Source organism: Sphingobacterium sp. JUb20 (genome assembly GCF_004342035.1).
In the GTDB taxonomy this organism is placed as follows: Bacteria; Bacteroidota; Bacteroidia; order Sphingobacteriales; family Sphingobacteriaceae; genus Sphingobacterium; species Sphingobacterium anhuiense.
Window position 1 is genome coordinate 164,109 of the sequence record NZ_SLYV01000008.1, and the last position, 18,399, is coordinate 182,507.

Below are 18,399 nucleotides of genomic sequence, written 5' to 3' on the forward strand. Positions count from 1 at the left end.
ATTGTTATTTTGTACGTATAAAGTATCTGAACTTAATATTGAAAGATCTACTTGGCTTTTGCATTTCGAAATTGTCGAAACGTGTTGCATCGGTTAGATTATTACATTCTAAAGCGATATTATATTTTCCAGATGCTAAAGAATAGATGATGTTTACATCATGTGATACTTGTGTTGGGATTCTATATCTTTGAGATGGGGTCGCTAAACTTGGCCAATCTAAAAAGAACTCATGTATATATTGAAGATTATATCCTACCGTTAAAGTATTATTCTGTTTACCGACGTTGTGAAAATAGTAAGTCGCGTCAGCATTACCATATAAATAGGGCATATTTGGCATTCTATCTTTGTAGATACTACTTTGTATAATTTGCGAAGGTTCAACTTTAGTTGTGTTGATCAGGTTTTGGTAAGTCATATTTCCTCCGACTGAAAACAGGTTCTTGAAATAATATTTTAAGTTGATATCAACACTATTGTTTCGTACACTTCTTAGATTAGCACTTTTAAGTTCTCTTTTATTATTGCTGCTTAATGGTCCTACATACTGGCGTATAAAATCTTTAGCATTGCGGAATATGTAATTGGCATCTATGATAATTTGTTGGTTTTTTTGTAATTTTAAAGCATATGATAAACCTAAGTTGATATTATCACTACTCTCGGGTCTTAGACCAGGATTACCACTAATATTGATGGCATCACCAAATAATTCGGTATTATCGGGAAGTCGGTATGCTTTCTCATAGGAAGCTTTTAGTTGAATGTCTGGATTCAGGAAATAGGAAGTAGCTAAGCCATATCCAATTTTATTGATTGATATTTCCACATTCTCATAAGTTTCCTTCTCAAGTTCATTGAAGTATTTTCCATTTTGATTGTAGTTTTTTAGAAAAATATTAGCATCCCAACGATCAAGTATGGAGGTTCTATAGCCGATTCCTGTAATGTTTTTTATTGTTTTGCGTGGGAGCTTATTAACTTCTAAATCTGGATAGTAATGATCTTTTCCTTTTCTGTCAAATGTTGTCAACAAATGATTGATCATAATGCTATTATTCTTGTTAATTGCATAAGAGATATTGGCCGTAAGATTACCATTGTTGTTTTTGTAGCGGTAATCTGTTAAGTCATTTTCTCCTCCTGGAGCATTCGGATCTTTTGGATTTTTAGGTATACTTTCTCCTGTCCAAGTGAATCTTCTTGGGACGGTATCCAAACTTCTTTCCGTACCGAAATTGTATCGAGCGTTTATCGTTACATCTAAACCTGCTGTCAATAAATTTCTCTTGATGTATTTAAAAGTCGGCTGTACAATGTTTCCTTGGCTTTCTCGACCTCCATATACATCTTCCATATGATTACCCGTTTGGATTTCTTTCTTATTCTGGCCGAGGGTAATACCAAAAAGGAGCTGATCAGCGTATTTTTTATTAGAAACGCCCATATTATATACTAATGTTTCATTTCTGTATGCATCGTGGAAACGTTTTCTTCTTTCGGCGGGGTAAAATTTTCCAGTGTCAAAATTGTATGATCTTACATTTACCAAGTAATTGTTGTCCGAATAATTTTGAAAAGCAGAAAGCATCATTGTAAAACCGTTGTTAGCAATGTATCCGGCATTAACTGAAGTTTTGTGGGTGTTAAATGAGCCATATGAATATGAAGCATCTAAATATTTTCCCGGCTGGTTTTTGGTTACAATGTTGACTGCTCCACCTAATGCATCGCCGCCTAGCCATACGGGAACGACTCCTTTGTAGACTTCAACTCGTTCTGCAAAATTGATCGGTATGTTGTTTAACTGAAAGGACGATCCGAAATTATCCATGGGAATTCCATCAACGAATAATTTAACCTGATTGCCCGAAAAACCATTTAAGCTAAAATTCATGTTTGATCCTACACCACCCGACTCTCGCAGTCTAACACCCGAAACACGATTTAATGCCTGACCAATATCCATTGTTGTATTGTACAATTTCTTCGCATCGATTGCTGTAACATTAAATGGTTGCTTTTGTATTTCTTTTGCTTCGGATCTTGCAACGATTTCGACTTCATCCATTGTTGTCTGTTTTGAAGCCAATTTTATAGATAGCACTTCAGTGTTTTTCTGGCTAATAAGAAAAGTTCTGTCCTTGGCTTTGAATCCAACAGCAGATACTCGTATAGTATAGTTGGCAAAAGCGATATTTTTTATTGAAAATAAACCGCTTTTATCAGCTTGGGTCACTTGATTTGTTTCAAGAATTGTAATAGTTGCACCCTCAATAGGTGTATTTGAGGTGGTACTTATTCTTCCTTTTATTTCTCCTCTCTGTTGTGCGTAAGCAGTAAACGATATGATTACATATAGACTTAACCATATTATTTTTAAATTCGACATCCCTTTATTTAGATTAATTATACATAGAGATGTTGCGTAACTCCAAATATACCGAAGGTCAGAGTGAGAAAAAGATTATAAAATGTGCTATTTGCTTAATTTTTAGGCTAATAAATTTTATACATCTAAATTTATTTAGTTTTTAGGCTACTCAGTTTTGGAATAAATTTATGAAGATAATGTCAAATTGAAATATCATCATTGATTAGCGGCATAAAAAGATAGATAGCGAATTAGGGAGTTAGCAAGAAGAAGAGAAAGGTTTAATACTGTTGTATGGAGACAATATTTCTTGGTCGAAGAGGTTTCAAAGCAAAAATCAAGTTGATTTTAAATTGATTTATTTAACAATATTCAAATGACAAGTGGTAAGATATTCGGAGCGAATTATTTTCAGTTATAAAAACTAATTTAGTTTGTCTATACGGACAATGAAATCTGTCTCTTTGTCTAATTTTAGTCCGGTACTTATCTTTTTAGTTTGAATATTGTATATCCAAACTTGATGATTATCATCTTTATCGTCAATGGTAATATATGCCTTACCATTCTCCACAAGAACAGATTCTTTGCGAGTTCCTTTATCGTAGGGTAGGGTTAGCTTTGTTGCTGTTTGTTTTAATAAATCTACAACATAATATTCAAATTGATAAGTTGAATGATGATCGCTGAAATCGTTATAAAGGTCTTTTCTTTCACTACGAATGATTGCTTCATTATTCCCTAAGTACCACATGCCATAGGCATGATTTTGATTTGTAGCGGTAAGATTAAAGAAATAGCTTGAATCTACTGTTGTTGTATTATTTGGTATTCTAAATATTGCGGTAGGTTTACTGAGATTGTTTCCTAAAGCAATTCCTGGGCAACTCATAAAATAGAAATTTCCTCTCTCATCATGAAAACTGTAAGACTGTACTGTATTGACTCCTCCTGGGTAGGTGGATCGGTTATCTTTTTGTATGCTTTTTATCTTTAGCGTTTGTGGGTCTAATGTTGCAAAATACATGGTGTCAATAGTCGTAAAATCTGTTTCGTTGATTACTTTATTGTATGTATATCCCAGTATGAGATTATTCTGATGTAATGTGCTGAATCCTATTGAAACTATCGGAAATTTACTTGGAGCAACTGGTAAATGTATTTCTTCTTTTTGTAGGATCTCGAACTTCTTTACATCTATTTTATAGTAGTGCAGTTTACTATATGTTTTATTGTCAAGCGTAAAAAGTAATAACGTATCTTTTCCTTGCCAATTCATATTTTCTATATGTTGATTGGACATCGGAATCGCAGCTATTTCTGTTAATGCATTTTCCTGCATTTCGAATTTTATGAATTTTCCACTTTTTATATGATAGAAAAAGCCATTATGTACGATGATGCTTCGATCAAAATATCGTGTTGGTAAGTCGATACCATCTTTCAGAATATTTATTGTCCCCGAATCTATAGAATTAGTTGTTACAATGGTATTTCCCAAATTCTTATTCATAATATACAAGCTGTAGTTGTTGGAACTACTGTTACTTTGGTCTCTACTCGAACAACCAATAAAGAAAACTATTAATAAAAGTAGAAGAGTTTTAGAAATAGGTTTTAATTGCATGGGAATTGAAGTTATTAATAGAGGCTTGTTATATAATGTTAAACTGTAATTTAAGCTGATTCTGTATTGTTGGTGCTAAAAAAGTGAGTTCCGATTGGGAGAGAATAATTTGCTTGCCTGTATTTTTGGAGTTTAGAATGAAATAAGTTTCTCCATTTTTTAATTCCTTTTTTTCTCTAGTTCCAATAAAACTAAATTCGAAATCTTTCTTTGGAATAATAACCATTGTACCCATTGAAAAAAATTCTCCAGTTTCTACATTAATTTTTGCTGTAGCATGCTTTCCTAAAATTAGTTCATAACTATTTTTTTCAAAATACTTTGAATTTGCACTTGTGCTATTATCAAAAATGGCATAACTAATTTCTTTATCTATATTGTTTTTATAGATAAAGAGGCCGAATAAAATTACGATTGAAGCAGCGATACTTATGTAACGTATTAGTCTTTTTCTATTATTATCAACTTTAATCGGGGCTGGTTCAATTATATTAGCGGCAATGTTTTCCCAGATCTGTGATTGGATATGGGACTTGTCAAATTGAGGAAGTGATAGTGGAGAAAAGTCCAAATTATCATCTACAAGCCATTCCTCCACAAGAATTCTTTCTTCTGGAGTGCATTGGTTTAAATGATATTTCTCTATCAACTTTTGATCAACTTTCATCGGCTTATATCCTTAATAGCAAAAATACAGGATTTCTTTTTTATTTAATTAATATATTCGGTTAATTCGGTTTTTAGCGTTTTTAAAGCTTTGGAAATGTGATATTCTACAGCTCGCTCTGATATATATAATTTATGGGCTATTTCTTTATTTGTTAAACCTTGATCTCTGCTCATTTGAAAAACATTTTTACATTGAGCGGGTAATTTATTGACTAATGATGAAATCTTCTCCGATAGTTCTTGAGCAATTAAGGGATGCTCTACATAGTGGTTTTCCGCTGTATTAATTATGTTTTCTAAATGATGTTGGCGCGTAACTTTATTACGTATATATTCAAAGGTTTTGAGTTTAACAGCTCTGATTAAGTATCGCTCAACTTCTAGAAGACGAAGATCATCACGCCGTTCCCATAATGATTTAAAAACTTCTTGAACGATTTCTTTTGCAACTTCTTCATCTTGGATATTTTTGATACAAAATGCAAACATACCTTCCCAATATTGAAGGTATATTTGCTCAAAGCTATCTTTATTTATGATAAAAATTTTTGTGTCCAAAATAAGAAGCGGCTACTTAATCTGTGATTTTAAGAAGCAAATATACTCTTATTTAGATTGGATTTAAATAGTTTTTATATTTCTTTTACAAATTCCAATAATGCTTTCCCCGGGTCAGTTGTTTTCATAAAATTTTCGCCAATAAGAAATGAATTATAACCAATGCTTTTTAATTCACGGATTGTTTGAGGGTCTGAAATTCCACTTTCTGAAACTTTAATATAAGTATCTGGAATTTTATTGACTAAGTCGTAAGAGTGCGCTAATGATACGGAGAAGTCTTTCAGATTACGGTTGTTTACGCCAATGGCATCAACTGTATCAAATAGGTTTCCTTTTAATTCTTCTTCGTTATGAACCTCCAAAAGTACATTCAGACCCAAAGTTTTAGCGTAATTGGAGAGTTCGCTTACCTCTTCATTGGTCAAACATGCCGCTATTAGTAAAATAATATCAGCCCCATAGGCTTTTGCTTCAGCGATCTGATATTTATCGATTATAAATTCTTTACGAAGTAAAGGTATGGTTAATACTGATCGGGCTTCTTCCAGATCCTTTAAACTTCCTTGAAAAAAATCAGCATCTGTTAATACTGATATTGCAGAAGCGCCTGCATTTTGATATCCTTTGACAACTTCTGATACCGTGTTAATGTTGTTGATGACGCCTTTGGAAGGGGAGGCGCGTTTGTATTCTGAGATTATCCCCGTACGTTGTGGATCAATAACGGATTCTTTTAGCGAATAACAAGTTCTACTAAAGAGCGGATATTCACTAAGTTCTTCGATAGAAACTTTTGCTTGAGCTTCTGAGACTTCTACTCGTTTTCGTTCAACTATTTTATCTAAAATTGTCATTTCTATTTTTTTAACCAGTTTTCAATTAGTTTTTTCCCATTCTCTGTCAAAACAGATTCTGGATGAAATTGTAATCCTTTTACGTCAAGGGTCCTATGGGACAGTGCCATGATAACACCATCTTCATCTGTTGCGGTTACTTTTAAGGTTTCAGGAAGAGATGAAGTTTCGACAGCCCAGGAATGATAACGTGCAATTTTACTGTGACTAGCGTAATCTTCAAATAGTTTTTCTGAATGATCTATAATAATTAGATCTGTTGCCACTCCATGTAGCGGTCTCGGCATATTATAAAGTTTACCTCCAAAAACTTCGGCAATGGCTTGTTGGCCAAGGCAAATGCCTAATATACTTTTTGTATCCGCATATGTGCGGATGACATCTAATAACAGACCGGCTTCTTCGGGAATACCTGGACCTGGCGACAATAAAATTTTATCAAAAGCAGCTACCTCTTCTAATTTGAATTTATCATTTCTCCATACTGTATATTCTTGATCACATTCTTGTAATAGATGAACCAAATTGTAGGTGAACGAATCGTAATTGTCGATTACTAATATTTTATGATTGCTCATGGAAAATTTCTGTTTCTTTATTAATGAAGTGATTGATGATTGATTGGAATACACTTTCTACGAGTTTTCCTTCAATTTTAAAATTAGTTGCCCAATCATTTCTTTGCTCGAACATGTTAATTACTCTTTGTTCCGCTTTAACTTCTTCTAATGAAGATTTATATTGAGCGGCTTGTTGTACATATTGCGCCCGTTGTGCAATAAGTTCAATGATTCTATAGTCGATACAGTCAATTGAACTACGAATGTGTGATAGATTGTCACAATATTCTAAAGGTCTAATCATAACGTTTCTGCTAATTCTAATGCTTTTCTCAAAGCTGCTATTTTATTATTTACTTCTTGTAATTCCATCTCTGGATCTGAATCTAATACAATTCCTCCTCCTGCTTGGTAATTCAATAGATTTTGTTTACTTAAAAATGAACGAATCATAATAGCATGATTAAAATCGCCATTAAAACCCATATATCCAATTGCACCGCTATAGAATGATCTTTGTTGGCCTTCATAACGATCTATTAAAGTAAGCGCCATATGTTTAGGGGCACCACTCAGTGTTCCTGCCGGATAAGTATCACCCACAACATCAAAAGGATTGACTCCTGGTTTTAATTTGCCTGAAACTTTTGAAACTAAGTGGATTACATGGGAATAGTATTGTGCTTCCTTATAAGATTTTACCTCAACTTGGTTACAATGTCTGCTTAAATCGTTTCTTGCAAGATCTACGAGCATGACATGTTCAGCGGATTCTTTAGGGTCATTTTTAAGTTCTTCGGCTATTTTAATATCCTCCTCCATATTACCGGTCCGTTTAAAAGTACCTGCAATTGGATAAATTGTTGCTTCTCCATTTTTAATGGTCAATTGTGCTTCTGGAGAAGACCCAAATAGTTTGAAATTTCCGTAGTCAAAGTAGAATAAGTAGGGGGAGGGGTTGATGGAACGTAAAGCACGATATACATTGAACTCATCGCCTAGAAAAGGCGTTGAAAATGCGCGTGATGGAACAATTTGAAAAACATCACCTCTTTGAATATGTTCTTTTACTTTTTTGACCAATTCGCGATGTTCTTCATCTGATCTATTGGACGCCTCTTCTCCAGTTCTACGAAATGTATATTCGGGAAAGTTCTTATTTTGTATTAAATACTGTAGTTTATCTAATTCGGATTCTTCATCATTTAATAAATGTTCAAATACAAATAGTTCATTTCTAAAATGGTCTATTGCTATCACGTATTTATAAACATGATACTGTAAATGTGGAATATCCAGTTTTGGACTTGGAGCCGTAGTTAACTTGATATCTTCGAAATGTTCGATGGCATCAAATGTGAAATAACCAAAAAGACCATTTGAAATAATGTTACGTTCTGTTGAAATGGGTTCGCCAAATGCTTTTCTGAATGTAGCTACCTCCTCTTTTAAATTAATTTCTTCCTTATTTTTAAGGATGACTTTTTCGTTCGGATATGCAATTTCTAATTGCGTATTATCAAGTTTGATATGCGCAATGGACTGGCAACAGATGTAACTTATATTGTTGTCTCTGCTGTGGTAATCCGAACTTTCTAGTAAAATGCTATTTGGAAAGACGTCACGTAATCTGAGATAGATGCTAACCGGAGTTGTCGTATCAGCAAGCAATTTTTTGAGATTTGTTTTAAACGTGTATTTCATTTTATTCTTAATTTTTTAAACATAAAAAAACCCGATACTGAGTCGCATCGGGTTTGAACTTCCATAAATGGTTTTGGTTGATTATGAAATATTTTGACAATACCAATTAGTCCCCGATGCTTATTGCTTCAGGCCACCACCAATTTGTATATGTTCTAACTGTCGTCATTGTATCACAAATTTATAAAAAAAAATGATTAAGCAAACTTTTTATGATAAATAATCAATAAAATCTGAAATTTATTAGTCATTTAATAAATCTGGTCTTCTTTCTCGGGTGCGGATAAGCTGCTGTTCGTCTCTCCATTGCAATATTTTAGCTTCATGTCCACTAAGTAATACATCCGGAACTTTATGTCCTTTCCAGTCTGCAGGACGCGTATAAATGGGCGCATCAAGTAATCCGTCTTGAAAAGAATCGGATAAAGCGGAAGTTTCATCTGATAAAACTCCAGGTATTAATCTTATAATGGCATCTGTTAAAATTGCCGCTGGTAATTCTCCTCCAGATAAAACATAATCACCCACAGAAATTTCTTTTGTAACATAGATATCTCTAATTCGTTGATCAATACCTTTGTAGTGGCCACAAAGAATCATCATGTTACCTTTTGTAGATAAATTATTCGCGATTTCTTGATTGAGTGTTTCGCCATCAGGAGACATGAAGATAATTTCATCATACGTGCGTTCTGCTTGTAGTTTTTCTATACAAGCCGCAAAGGGCTCGATCTGCATAACCATACCAGAACCTCCTCCATAGGGATAATCATCAACACTTTTCTGCTTATTTGTCGCGTAATCACGTAGATTGTGTACAACAATTTCTGCTAAACCTTTTTTTTGTGCCCGTTGCAAAATAGAATGTGCAAAAGGACTATCTAATAGACTTGGAAGTACGGTAATTATATCAAATCGCATGAGGCAAAGATACACAAAATTGAAAATTACTATTATTATTTCTTTTATAGGAAATGATATTCAATTATCAATAAAGATATATGCTGAAAATTATTGACCATAATTCTTGTTTTTTCTTGTAGTTGTTAGGTATAATCATCCATAAAAATGGTGGGTACTATATTTATAAGATTGATTCGCTTATCTTTGCGGAAAATATAAGCGAATAAAAGTGATTAACGTAAATAATATTTCAGTTTCCTTCGGAGGAACAACTCTTTTTAGTGATGTGTCATTTTCAATCAATGAAAATGATAAGATTGCTTTAATGGGAAAAAATGGTGCAGGTAAATCAACATTATTGAAGATTATTGCTGGTGCAGGTAAACCTACAACAGGTAATGTTTCGGGACCGAAAGATGCAGTTATTGCATACTTACCCCAACATTTATTAACAGAAGATAATGTTACTGTTTTTGAAGAGACATCTAAAGCATTTGGAGAAGTTTATCAGATGCGGGATGAGTTAGAGGAACTAAATGAACAACTTAATGTAAGAACAGACTACGAAACTGATGATTACATGAAGCTGATTGAAAGAGTGTCTGAACTAAGTGAAAAGTTTTATTCAATTGAAGAGGTTAATTACGATGCTGAAGTCGAGAAGGTACTAAAAGGATTGGGATTTGAACGCACAGATTTTACTCGTCAAACTTCTGAATTTTCTGGAGGATGGCGCATGCGAATTGAACTGGCGAAGATTCTCTTGAAAAAACCAGATTTAATTTTATTGGATGAACCGACCAATCATATGGATATTGAGAGTATTCAATGGCTAGAGGATTTCTTGATGAATTCTGCAAAAGCTGTCATTGTTATTTCTCACGATAGAGCTTTTGTCGATAACATTACAAATCGAACAATTGAAGTAACGATGGGTCGTATCTATGATTATAAGGCTAAGTACAGTCATTATCTTGAGTTACGTAAAGATCGTCGTCTACACCAATTAAAGGCTTATGAAGAGCAACAAAGATTTATTGCTGATAATCAAGAATTCATAGACCGTTTTAGAGGAACTTATTCAAAGACGCTCCAAGTACAATCACGTGTTAAAATGTTAGAGAAATTGGAAGTAATTGAGATCGATGAGGTTGATACATCTGCTTTGAGATTAAAATTTCCACCTTCACCTCGTTCAGGACAATATCCTGTTATGGTTGAGGAGCTTACAAAAAAATATGATGAACATGTTGTTTTTCAAAAAGCAGATATGGTTATTGAACGTGGCGAAAAAGTTGCTTTTGTGGGTAAAAATGGAGAAGGAAAATCAACTATGATTAAAGCAATTATGGGAGAGATTGATTACGAAGGAAGTTTGAAAATTGGTCACAATGCTAAGATTGGCTATTTTGCACAAAATCAGGCCGCGTTATTGGATGGAGAACTTACTGTTTTCGACACGATTGATCAGATTGCAGTAGGTGATGTCCGCGTGAAAATTAAAGATTTGCTCGGCGCTTTCATGTTTAGCGGAGATGATACTACAAAAAAAGTAAAAGTCTTGTCAGGAGGTGAAAAAACTCGTTTGGCCATGATTAAATTGCTATTGGAACCTGTAAATGTTCTTATACTAGATGAGCCTACCAATCACTTGGATATGAAGACTAAAGATATTATTAAAGATGCTCTTCAAGATTTTGATGGAACATTGATCTTGGTGTCTCACGATCGAGATTTCTTAGATGGATTAGCTCATAAAGTCTTTGAATTTGGAAATAAACGTGTTCGTGAACACTTTACAGATATTAAAAGTTTCCTAGAATATAAAAAGATGAATAGCTTAAAAGATATCGAAAAATAATTTTTCTAATCTTTTAATCGCTAATTGAGAGGTAAGTATCCAAAATACTTACCTCTTTTTTTTGAATGTATTGATATCGAGTAGCCTTCGTTGCGATATTTTATTTATGAAGAATATTAAATGTTTTTTGGTTCAAATTAAAATACTAAATTTAGTTTATGTCAAGAATTTTTAAAAAAATTATTTTCACAGTTCTTACCCTTGTATTAATTCATGGGCCCTCATTTTCTTTTGCTCAATATGGCATTGAAGATCTTCCTAATCCTAAAATTAAGGGACAAAATTATTTTGTTTCAAATCCGGATCAAATTATTTCTAATCATGTAGTAGAAGAACTAGATGCTATTTCTTGGCAGGTCGATTCGATCACAAAATGTGAATTTGCGATTGTAATAGTTAATGACTATGTCGGAGATAGTGATTTTGATTTTGCATTAAATTTATTTAATGCTTGGGGAATTGGTAAAAAAGAGAGTAATAATGGATTACTTCTTTTTATTGCTAAAAACAGACATGAGTATCGATTTATATCTGGATATGGTATGGAGGGTATATTGCCGGATGCCTATCTTAAGCGGATAGGTGAAAAGTTTTTAGTTCCCAATTTTAAAGCGGAGGATTATGATCGTGGCGTTTTAGAATGTTCACGATTTATCCAGACTATCCTGACTGCTCCAGATGCACGAACAGAATTGGATCGCTTAATGCCAGAAACAATACCTTTCTGGAATTTTAAAAATCCACATTTAAAAAATTCATTACTAGTTCTTTTTGCTTTTGTAATCTTATATGTTTGGATATCAGTTGTGACTAAAATGACAAAGGGAAAGATTACAAAAAAAAGTAGTTATTTTCCTCCGTTAGTAAGCGGTTGTGGGTGTATGGGTATGCTGATGTTTTTTACGTCTTTTATTTTTGCATTTGTTTTTGAAAATTTTGAACAAGTTTATCAAGTTAGGAATTTACCTTATTTCATTCTCGTGTTCGGTATCATAACTCTTGCTATGAAGTATAATGCGGGCGTAACGACTGTTATGAATTCTTATAAGGATGAGGAAAATATTCAGCAAGCAATTCGTAAATTTTTGAGATGGAACTTTCTTCCAATATTAGTAAGTCCTTTGGCTTGGATAGATTTTGGCAAGTCAAATAAAAGATTATATAAATATGAAGGACGGTTATTACCCCCAGATAATTCTGGTAATTGGTTGCGTATAAATAGAGATAATGCGGATTCAAAAATGAGAAATTACCTGGATGCAGGTCAATTAATGGAAGAGAAAATTAATAGCCGTGATTATGAAGTCTGGGTTAATAGTAAAACTAATGAGACTAAATTGATTCCCTGGGATGAAAATAAAACTATCGAACTATGTCCACAATGCCATTATAAAACATTTGAAAAAGATTTACGTAAAACTATTACAAAGGCGACCTATAGTTCTGGTGGATTGGAAGAAAAGTATGATCTATGTAAATATTGTGGTTATACAATCTCTCATGGAACTCAGAGTACGCCGAGATTGGTGAGGTCATCATCAAGCAGTTCAAGTGGTGGATCGGGCAGATCTAGTGGTTCGGGTGGTGGTAGTTTTGGTGGAGGATCTTCTGGAGGTGGAGGCGCGGGAGGGCGATGGTAAAGCATTGTCCATTAATGTGATAGATGAATTTAGTATTTTATTAAATAAAAGGGATTTCCTAAAATATAGATCTATAAGTCTATATTATTGTTACAATTATCCAATTTTGCAAATTAAATTTCAAAGCTCTTTATTGTGCTCTAAGAGTATAAAAGATCATTTCTTTCTGATTTTTTATTTTATGCTTTAGCATTTGTTTAATTTTAAAATATATTGTCTGATCTTTATTTTAAATTAACGTAATTTTATTTATTTTAAACTTATAATTTTATGAAGAAATTGATTTTATCTGCTGCGGCTGCAGTGATTATTTTTGCGTCATGTAATAATACGGATAGCAAAAAAGTAGAAGTAAAAGATACAACTACTCAAGTTAACACTGATAATGGTGTTGCGACAACAACTACTACAGAGACTACTTCGACAACTACAGTACCTAAATTTAGTTCTCCGGAAGTACAGCAATTGGCTGATGATTATACAAAATTTGTGAATGAGTATGTTGCTGCCGCTAAAGGTGGTGATGCGACTAAGCTTCAAGAATTAGCAACTAAACAACAAGAGTGGGCTACTAAAACAGCTACCGCTGCTAGTAAGTTTACAGCTGATGATGCTAAATTGTGGGCTGAGTATACTCAAAAATTGGCTACTGAAATTACTGGAGCAGCGACTAAGTAAATCTTACCGCAATAAAATAGAAGAGGCATTCATTTTTAATGATTGCCTCTTTTATCTTAAGAAGATAGAATAATCTTAATCTTTATTATGTTACCGATTTTATTTCTTACTGATAGCATTGATTATGCCCTGTAAGTTTTCATTAAATTCCAATAATTGAGCAAACATTTTATCATCTTTACCTAGAGCACCATGCTTATTGTCTTTTTGAAAAACCTTTTTGATTGCTTCCCAGCGCTCTTTTTCCTCTTTTGTTAAGATATCTGCTAACTCTTTAAGCTTTAATAAATTTGATTCTGTATCTGCAGTAAGCGTTTGTGATTCACTTTCATAATGTGTTAAAATAAGCTGATTAATTTCTTGATCGTTCATCATAGGAACGACTTGGGCGACCAGTTTGCTCATATTTCGATAAGAACCCTGTAATTTAAAGGGAGGCTCTGTTCGATAATTATCTTGCATAGCAGCACTGTTGATGTAGCTTTGATTTACTTTTATGACGATATTACGAATCTTAAGAAGATGCTGCAAGACTGCAAGGAAGTCATCAACGTCTTGCTTCAAATAGTTTCCTTCTAACTCTGGTAATTGTTCTTCTCTATTTTCTATATACCGTATGAGCGCGTAAAAATCGTTGAAACTTTTACCTGCAATTTTGTCAATTGCAGGATTTTCAACAGCAGCATTTTCAATTAAGCTTAAATTGAATAAGTAATCTGTATCTCCTATAACATCTCCTAAGTTGTATACATCAGCGCGATTGGCTAGCATATCAGGGATTCTAAATTTTGAGCCACTCTCTGTATAAGGATTTCCCGCCATTACGATACAAAATCGATTTCCGCGAAGATCGTAAGTCTTGCTTTCTCCTTCAAAAATACCGTCAATCTTTCTTTGTCCATCGGCTAGTGATATGAATTTTTGAAGAAACTCAGGATTGAGATGTTGGATGTCATCCAGGTACAGCATCACATTGTCTGCCATTTCAAAGGCTAGATTAATTTTTTTAAGCTCCTCTCGTTCACCAGATGTTTTAGCTTCAGAAGGATCGATCGATGTAATGGTGTGACCGATTGTGGGACCATTGATTTTCACAAAGTGTAGCCCCATTGTTTTTGCTAAATACTCCATCAATGTTGTTTTTCCATACCCGGGAGGAGAAATGAGAAGAAGCATTCCCATTTTTGCTGTACGTTTATTTTCTCCAGCCACACCTAATTGCTTCGCAAAATTTGTTCCTATTAAAGGAAAGTAAACATCATTAATCAATTTATTTCGAACAAACGAACTCAATACTTTTGGTTCGAATTCGTTTATTTTTAGTTCTTTTTTATAGGCTGTGCTTAATTTTTCTTTTAATATGTTAAATGACTCGAAACGAGGTATATCTATCTCGTGAAATTTTTCTAATTTTTGAATGAAAGAGTGAAAATCTATTTGATAACTTTCATTTGTGATCACTGGATGACTTCCTTTCAAATTCGCTACTGAAAGTTGATCTTGGGCTATAATAAGTTCGTAATCAATCTGATCAAACAAGATTAATGCTGCGGTTTCATTAATATATTTTTCAAATTTAATTAAATGATCATTGCTCTCAATAAAAGCATATAGCCAGTTTTGAATTAAATAATAACGATCTATAAGACTGAAACCTTCATTGTTTATATCTCCTTCAAAATCTTTTAGGGTCTTTCTATCATGTAGGTAACGCGTAAACTCTTGTTTTAAATGATCGGCAAAGTCGGACAATGATAATTTATTGAATTTGCTAAATGTTTTAAAAAGGTATTTTGCAATGTTCTCTTTGTTTATTTGCGATAGATCCAGGTGTGTTTCCCAACGATTGACCTCATCATTCATTTCCTTTAGTATACTTTCGTATCGATTTGAATTTGGAAAATTCTTAAGGATTTGATTAGATGATCGGATAAGAGCTATTAATTTAGAACGAACGGATTGGTCCAATTGCTGCCAAAAAAAATGGGCTAATGTTCTTGTTTCAGGATCAAACTTTAATACATCTAATTTTTCCCCTAGGGTGTGAAGTTGTTCGTAGATCTGAAGGGCATCAAAATTGTGAACACCTTTGATATAAGATTCTACATAGTTTTGTTCTACAGCTTGATTAATGAATTTTTCTGCATTAAAATTGCTTTTAGATTGTGATGCTAGGAAAGTTTTATAAGCTAAATATTCGGCACGATACACAAGTTTATTCTCAGAAATAATTTCTTGTTCCCAAATATCTTTATAAATATTGATCTCTTGGGCGGTCACTTTTTGATAGAAACTAGTTCCTGTCAAATGATAATATAGTTCGTCTTGACGCCGTATTAATGTTAGACCTAAGCGTTGGTTATTAACTGTGAATTTGTTTTTGCCAAGTTTAATTATATTTTCACCTTCAACATATAGTTCGGACTTATCTCTTAAAACTCTTAACGCATCTTCTTGTGATTTCTTAAGTAAATTCTCAAGGCTTTCGGCTTTAGATACATCTTGTATTGTTTTCAGTTCTGAAATAATATGACGAATCTTGTCGATCATTAAGTCGGTCGAGTAAAAACTTAAAATCTCTTCTTTCGTGAGTAAAGATTTTGCCTTATTTTCGATGTTTTTAAGGACACGCAGTGCTATCTGTTCAAGAGAAGAGGCGCGTTTATTGATTTGTTCAATAATATATTCGCGTTTCCCATTGAAAGCTTTAATGATTTCATCGCGCTTATCAGCGATTTTTAAAGCAAATTCGTCAAATTCAGAAAACTTGCTTTCGAGTTCTTCTAAGTTTACAACAATCTTAGTATAATACTCGTCAACTTTTTCTGCCGAAGTTGATAATTCCAAGTAGTTAACAATTGATTGCTCTAACAAAGTGAGTTGAGCCGAAAATTCTGCAATGGCTTCAGAACTTTTTAGTGTATTTAATTTACGTGTTAATTGGGCTCGAACCTCATTTAATGAAGCAAAAATAACTGATATTTTTTCAATTATCTTTGTTGTATGTGTTGTGTCATCAATCTTTAAGCTATGAAGTATATCAATTAATAATTCCAAATCACTAGAAATAGCTTTACATCCATTCTCTATGGCTTTGGCATCGATAGCTTTTGTTACTTTGTCGACTTCATTCTTTTGGATGACGACCTTCTGTTCATATGATGTAAGTGCAGCTTCCTGTAATAAGAACTGTATTGTTTTCTCAGAAAGATTAGTCGCTATGTGGTGAAGCTGTTCCTCTAGTTCATTTATCCGATTGTTTTCAATATACTTCACATTGCGCAAGTCAATGACCTCACCTTGTAATTTACGTGTATGTGATAAATTATGTACCAGTTGATCTAACTGTTCATAAATCGAACTATTGACTTTAAAAACAAGATCTTCTATTTTTTTTTCTATTGCTGTTAGAATCTCTTCCGCATGTTTACGCTGAATCTGTACCTTAACGAACTCGTCGATCGCTGTGTTCGCGATTTCTTTTATATGTTGTAATGGTGTACCAAGATTTTGAAGAGCCTCATCATGGACCCAGAAGTACGAATCTATGATGGAATTTGATTTTTTTAGAATATCCTCATATAGGCCTTCATAGGAATCTTCTTTGTTAATCAGTTGAATGACTTCTTGAACTTCAGACATCGCTTGGACAATATCTTTATTGCCAATTTTGTACAAGGGATCATCTCTGCGCGATGCATTTTCTTTCAGAACAGCCATGTATGGAGTCTCCCATATTTGTACTTGATGGTGGCGCGTCGCTTCATTTTCTGTACGAAAATAGATTAAGCTTCCATCTTTAAATATGGTAAATCCATTGCAAACGATTGGGGTTTCTACAGATTGTTGAATAATATTGTAAGACATTAAAATGTATGTATTCGACTGCTCATGAGTGAAAACATATAGGTAGTCTTCTCCGTTAGGAGAGATTACTTTTTTTAGAAACTGAACATTTTCAAGGTTATTCTCAAAGGTTTTATGTGTGCCATTTTGAAGATAATATCCATTTGAGAAAATAATACCTTGTTTATCTGGTAGCAAAATAGCAGATTCATTGAGCGTTTTTAGGTTGACGACCTCTTTGGTTCTGATGTTGAAAATGTAAGCGCGAAATTCTTCTTGAAAGGGTTTGATCCTAAGAGCAATCATATTACCTAAGTCAGCATAATGGTATTCTGCATCATCTAGCTGTTGATCAAGATTACTAACCTTTTCAGAATAAATTCCTTTACCTGACTCTGTATTATTTTCAATTTTAAATGTTATATCACCATGAATTGCTTCAATAAATACCTTATCTAAGATAGAAATATGGGGAAACCGACCCAATCTTCGATCTTCAAGGGTAGTTTTTGTCCAATCAAATTCATGTTGATTTGCTTTTTTAACTTCATGTATACTTCGATCATCTAAATAAGTTAATTTTCCATCTTTAATCAACCATTTAAATGCTTTTAGATCTTGTTCATTCTTGGTGGTTTGAAAGATCATATATAAATAGTTCTCTGTTTTTCTAAATTTGGAAAAAATTGAATCTCTATAATATTTGTATAGATTTTGGTAATCATTAACAAAATTTATATCATTTATGAAATCAAGATCTTGGGGAATAAATTGATTATCTTCAAATAAATAGATGCTAAATACGTCTTGTAACTGAATTTCGGTTCGTAATCCAAAATGTACATTATATCCGAATATGCAGATATTACCAATTGCTAAAATACCTCTTGATACGCAGTTATTATCTGTTGATATACGTTGATTTGCCTTTAATATAAAGTTGGTCGAATTAAATATTTCTTTTCTGGCGGTATTTAATAATTGTAATTTATCGGAAAGCGTTTCTTTTTGATGTTGAAGACGTTTTCTGATAATTTCGTAAGATCCAGAGTCTAAAGTATCGTTGTTCGCTTGTGTTTCTTGCATAATTCGAAAATAATCGTGGACTATTTAATCCGT

13 protein-coding genes are annotated in these 18,399 nt (G+C 33.2%); 3 read left to right on the top strand and 10 right to left on the bottom strand.

Annotation, left to right across the window (positions count from 1 at the left end; all coding sequences use genetic code 11):
• Positions 1–4: 4 nt before the first annotated feature.
• From EDF66_RS14820 to trmD, 9 genes are all read right to left on the bottom strand, one after another.
• Positions 5–2,395: a TonB-dependent receptor gene (locus EDF66_RS14820; RefSeq protein WP_132843538.1), complete on the bottom strand. Its 2,391-nt coding sequence runs from the start codon at positions 2,393–2,395 to the stop codon at positions 5–7.
• A gap of 406 nt (positions 2,396–2,801) precedes the next feature.
• Positions 2,802–3,890 carry a DUF4374 domain-containing protein gene (locus tag EDF66_RS14825; RefSeq protein ID WP_243655459.1) on the bottom strand — a complete coding sequence of 363 codons (1,089 nt, stop codon included), beginning with the start codon at positions 3,888–3,890 and terminating at the stop codon, positions 2,802–2,804.
• Between the two features lie 142 nt (positions 3,891–4,032).
• Entirely contained in the window at positions 4,033–4,671 is a 639-nt protein-coding gene (locus EDF66_RS14830; RefSeq protein WP_021192364.1) for a hypothetical protein, read from the bottom strand.
• A 44-nt stretch (positions 4,672–4,715) separates the two neighbouring features.
• Entirely contained in the window at positions 4,716–5,231 is a 516-nt protein-coding gene (locus EDF66_RS14835) for an RNA polymerase sigma-70 factor (RefSeq protein ID WP_021192365.1), read from the bottom strand.
• A 74-nt stretch (positions 5,232–5,305) separates the two neighbouring features.
• Positions 5,306–6,088, bottom strand: a complete 783-nt coding sequence (gene trpC / locus EDF66_RS14840) for an indole-3-glycerol phosphate synthase TrpC (protein ID WP_132843540.1) — start codon at positions 6,086–6,088, stop codon at positions 5,306–5,308.
• Positions 6,089–6,090: 2 nt separating this feature from the next.
• Positions 6,091–6,666 carry an anthranilate synthase component II gene (locus EDF66_RS14845; protein ID WP_132771569.1) on the bottom strand — a complete coding sequence of 192 codons (576 nt, stop codon included), beginning with the start codon at positions 6,664–6,666 and terminating at the stop codon, positions 6,091–6,093.
• The gene (locus tag EDF66_RS14850; protein WP_021192368.1) at positions 6,653–6,952 is read right to left on the bottom strand and encodes a chorismate mutase; all 300 of its coding nucleotides are present in this window, start codon (positions 6,950–6,952) and stop codon (positions 6,653–6,655) included. Before EDF66_RS14850 ends, EDF66_RS14845 begins: the two co-directional genes overlap by 14 nt.
• On the bottom strand, positions 6,949–8,352 hold the full coding sequence (locus tag EDF66_RS14855) for an anthranilate synthase component I family protein (RefSeq protein ID WP_021192369.1): 1,404 nt from the start codon (positions 8,350–8,352) through the stop codon (positions 6,949–6,951). The genes EDF66_RS14850 and EDF66_RS14855 overlap by 4 nt, the downstream gene beginning before the upstream one ends.
• Positions 8,353–8,595: 243 nt before the next feature.
• On the bottom strand, positions 8,596–9,273 hold the full coding sequence (gene trmD, locus EDF66_RS14860) for a tRNA (guanosine(37)-N1)-methyltransferase TrmD (protein ID WP_021192370.1): 678 nt from the start codon (positions 9,271–9,273) through the stop codon (positions 8,596–8,598).
• Between the two features lie 211 nt (positions 9,274–9,484).
• On the opposite strand from trmD, the gene EDF66_RS14865 reads away from it, so the two are divergent.
• The 3 genes from EDF66_RS14865 (at position 9,485) to EDF66_RS14875 (ending at position 13,434) form a co-directional block, all read left to right on the top strand.
• Positions 9,485–11,116, top strand: a complete 1,632-nt coding sequence (locus EDF66_RS14865) for an ABC-F family ATP-binding cassette domain-containing protein (protein WP_132843541.1) — start codon at positions 9,485–9,487, stop codon at positions 11,114–11,116.
• Between the two features lie 158 nt (positions 11,117–11,274).
• Positions 11,275–12,756, top strand: coding sequence for a TPM domain-containing protein (locus tag EDF66_RS14870; RefSeq protein WP_132843542.1), 1,482 nt, complete (start codon positions 11,275–11,277; stop codon positions 12,754–12,756).
• 270 nt (positions 12,757–13,026) lie between these two features.
• Positions 13,027–13,434: a hypothetical protein gene (locus tag EDF66_RS14875; protein ID WP_132771566.1), complete on the top strand. Its 408-nt coding sequence runs from the start codon at positions 13,027–13,029 to the stop codon at positions 13,432–13,434.
• 99 nt (positions 13,435–13,533) lie between these two features.
• On the opposite strand, the gene EDF66_RS14880 is transcribed toward EDF66_RS14875, so the two are convergent.
• On the bottom strand, positions 13,534–18,366 hold the full coding sequence (locus EDF66_RS14880; protein ID WP_132843544.1) for a DNA repair ATPase: 4,833 nt from the start codon (positions 18,364–18,366) through the stop codon (positions 13,534–13,536).
• Between the last annotated feature and the right edge of the window lie 33 nt (positions 18,367–18,399).

Bases quoted from the DNA above. Each gene is read 5' to 3' on its own strand.
- EDF66_RS14820 (WP_132843538.1), bottom strand. From the start codon at position 2,395: ATGTCGAATTTAAAAATAATATGGTTAAGTCTATATGTAATCATATCG.
- EDF66_RS14825 (WP_243655459.1), bottom strand. From the start codon at position 3,890: ATGAATAAGAATTTGGGAAATACCATTGTAACAACTAATTCTATAGAT.
- EDF66_RS14830 (WP_021192364.1), bottom strand. From the start codon at position 4,671: ATGAAAGTTGATCAAAAGTTGATAGAGAAATATCATTTAAACCAATGC.
- trpC (WP_132843540.1), bottom strand. From the start codon at position 6,088: ATGACAATTTTAGATAAAATAGTTGAACGAAAACGAGTAGAAGTCTCA.
- EDF66_RS14845 (WP_132771569.1), bottom strand. From the start codon at position 6,666: ATGAGCAATCATAAAATATTAGTAATCGACAATTACGATTCGTTCACC.
- EDF66_RS14850 (WP_021192368.1), bottom strand. From the start codon at position 6,952: ATGATTAGACCTTTAGAATATTGTGACAATCTATCACACATTCGTAGT.
- EDF66_RS14855 (WP_021192369.1), bottom strand. From the start codon at position 8,352: ATGAAATACACGTTTAAAACAAATCTCAAAAAATTGCTTGCTGATACG.
- trmD (WP_021192370.1), bottom strand. From the start codon at position 9,273: ATGCGATTTGATATAATTACCGTACTTCCAAGTCTATTAGATAGTCCT.
- EDF66_RS14870 (WP_132843542.1), top strand. From the start codon at position 11,275: ATGTCAAGAATTTTTAAAAAAATTATTTTCACAGTTCTTACCCTTGTA.
- EDF66_RS14875 (WP_132771566.1), top strand. From the start codon at position 13,027: ATGAAGAAATTGATTTTATCTGCTGCGGCTGCAGTGATTATTTTTGCG.
- EDF66_RS14880 (WP_132843544.1), bottom strand. From the start codon at position 18,366: ATGCAAGAAACACAAGCGAACAACGATACTTTAGACTCTGGATCTTAC.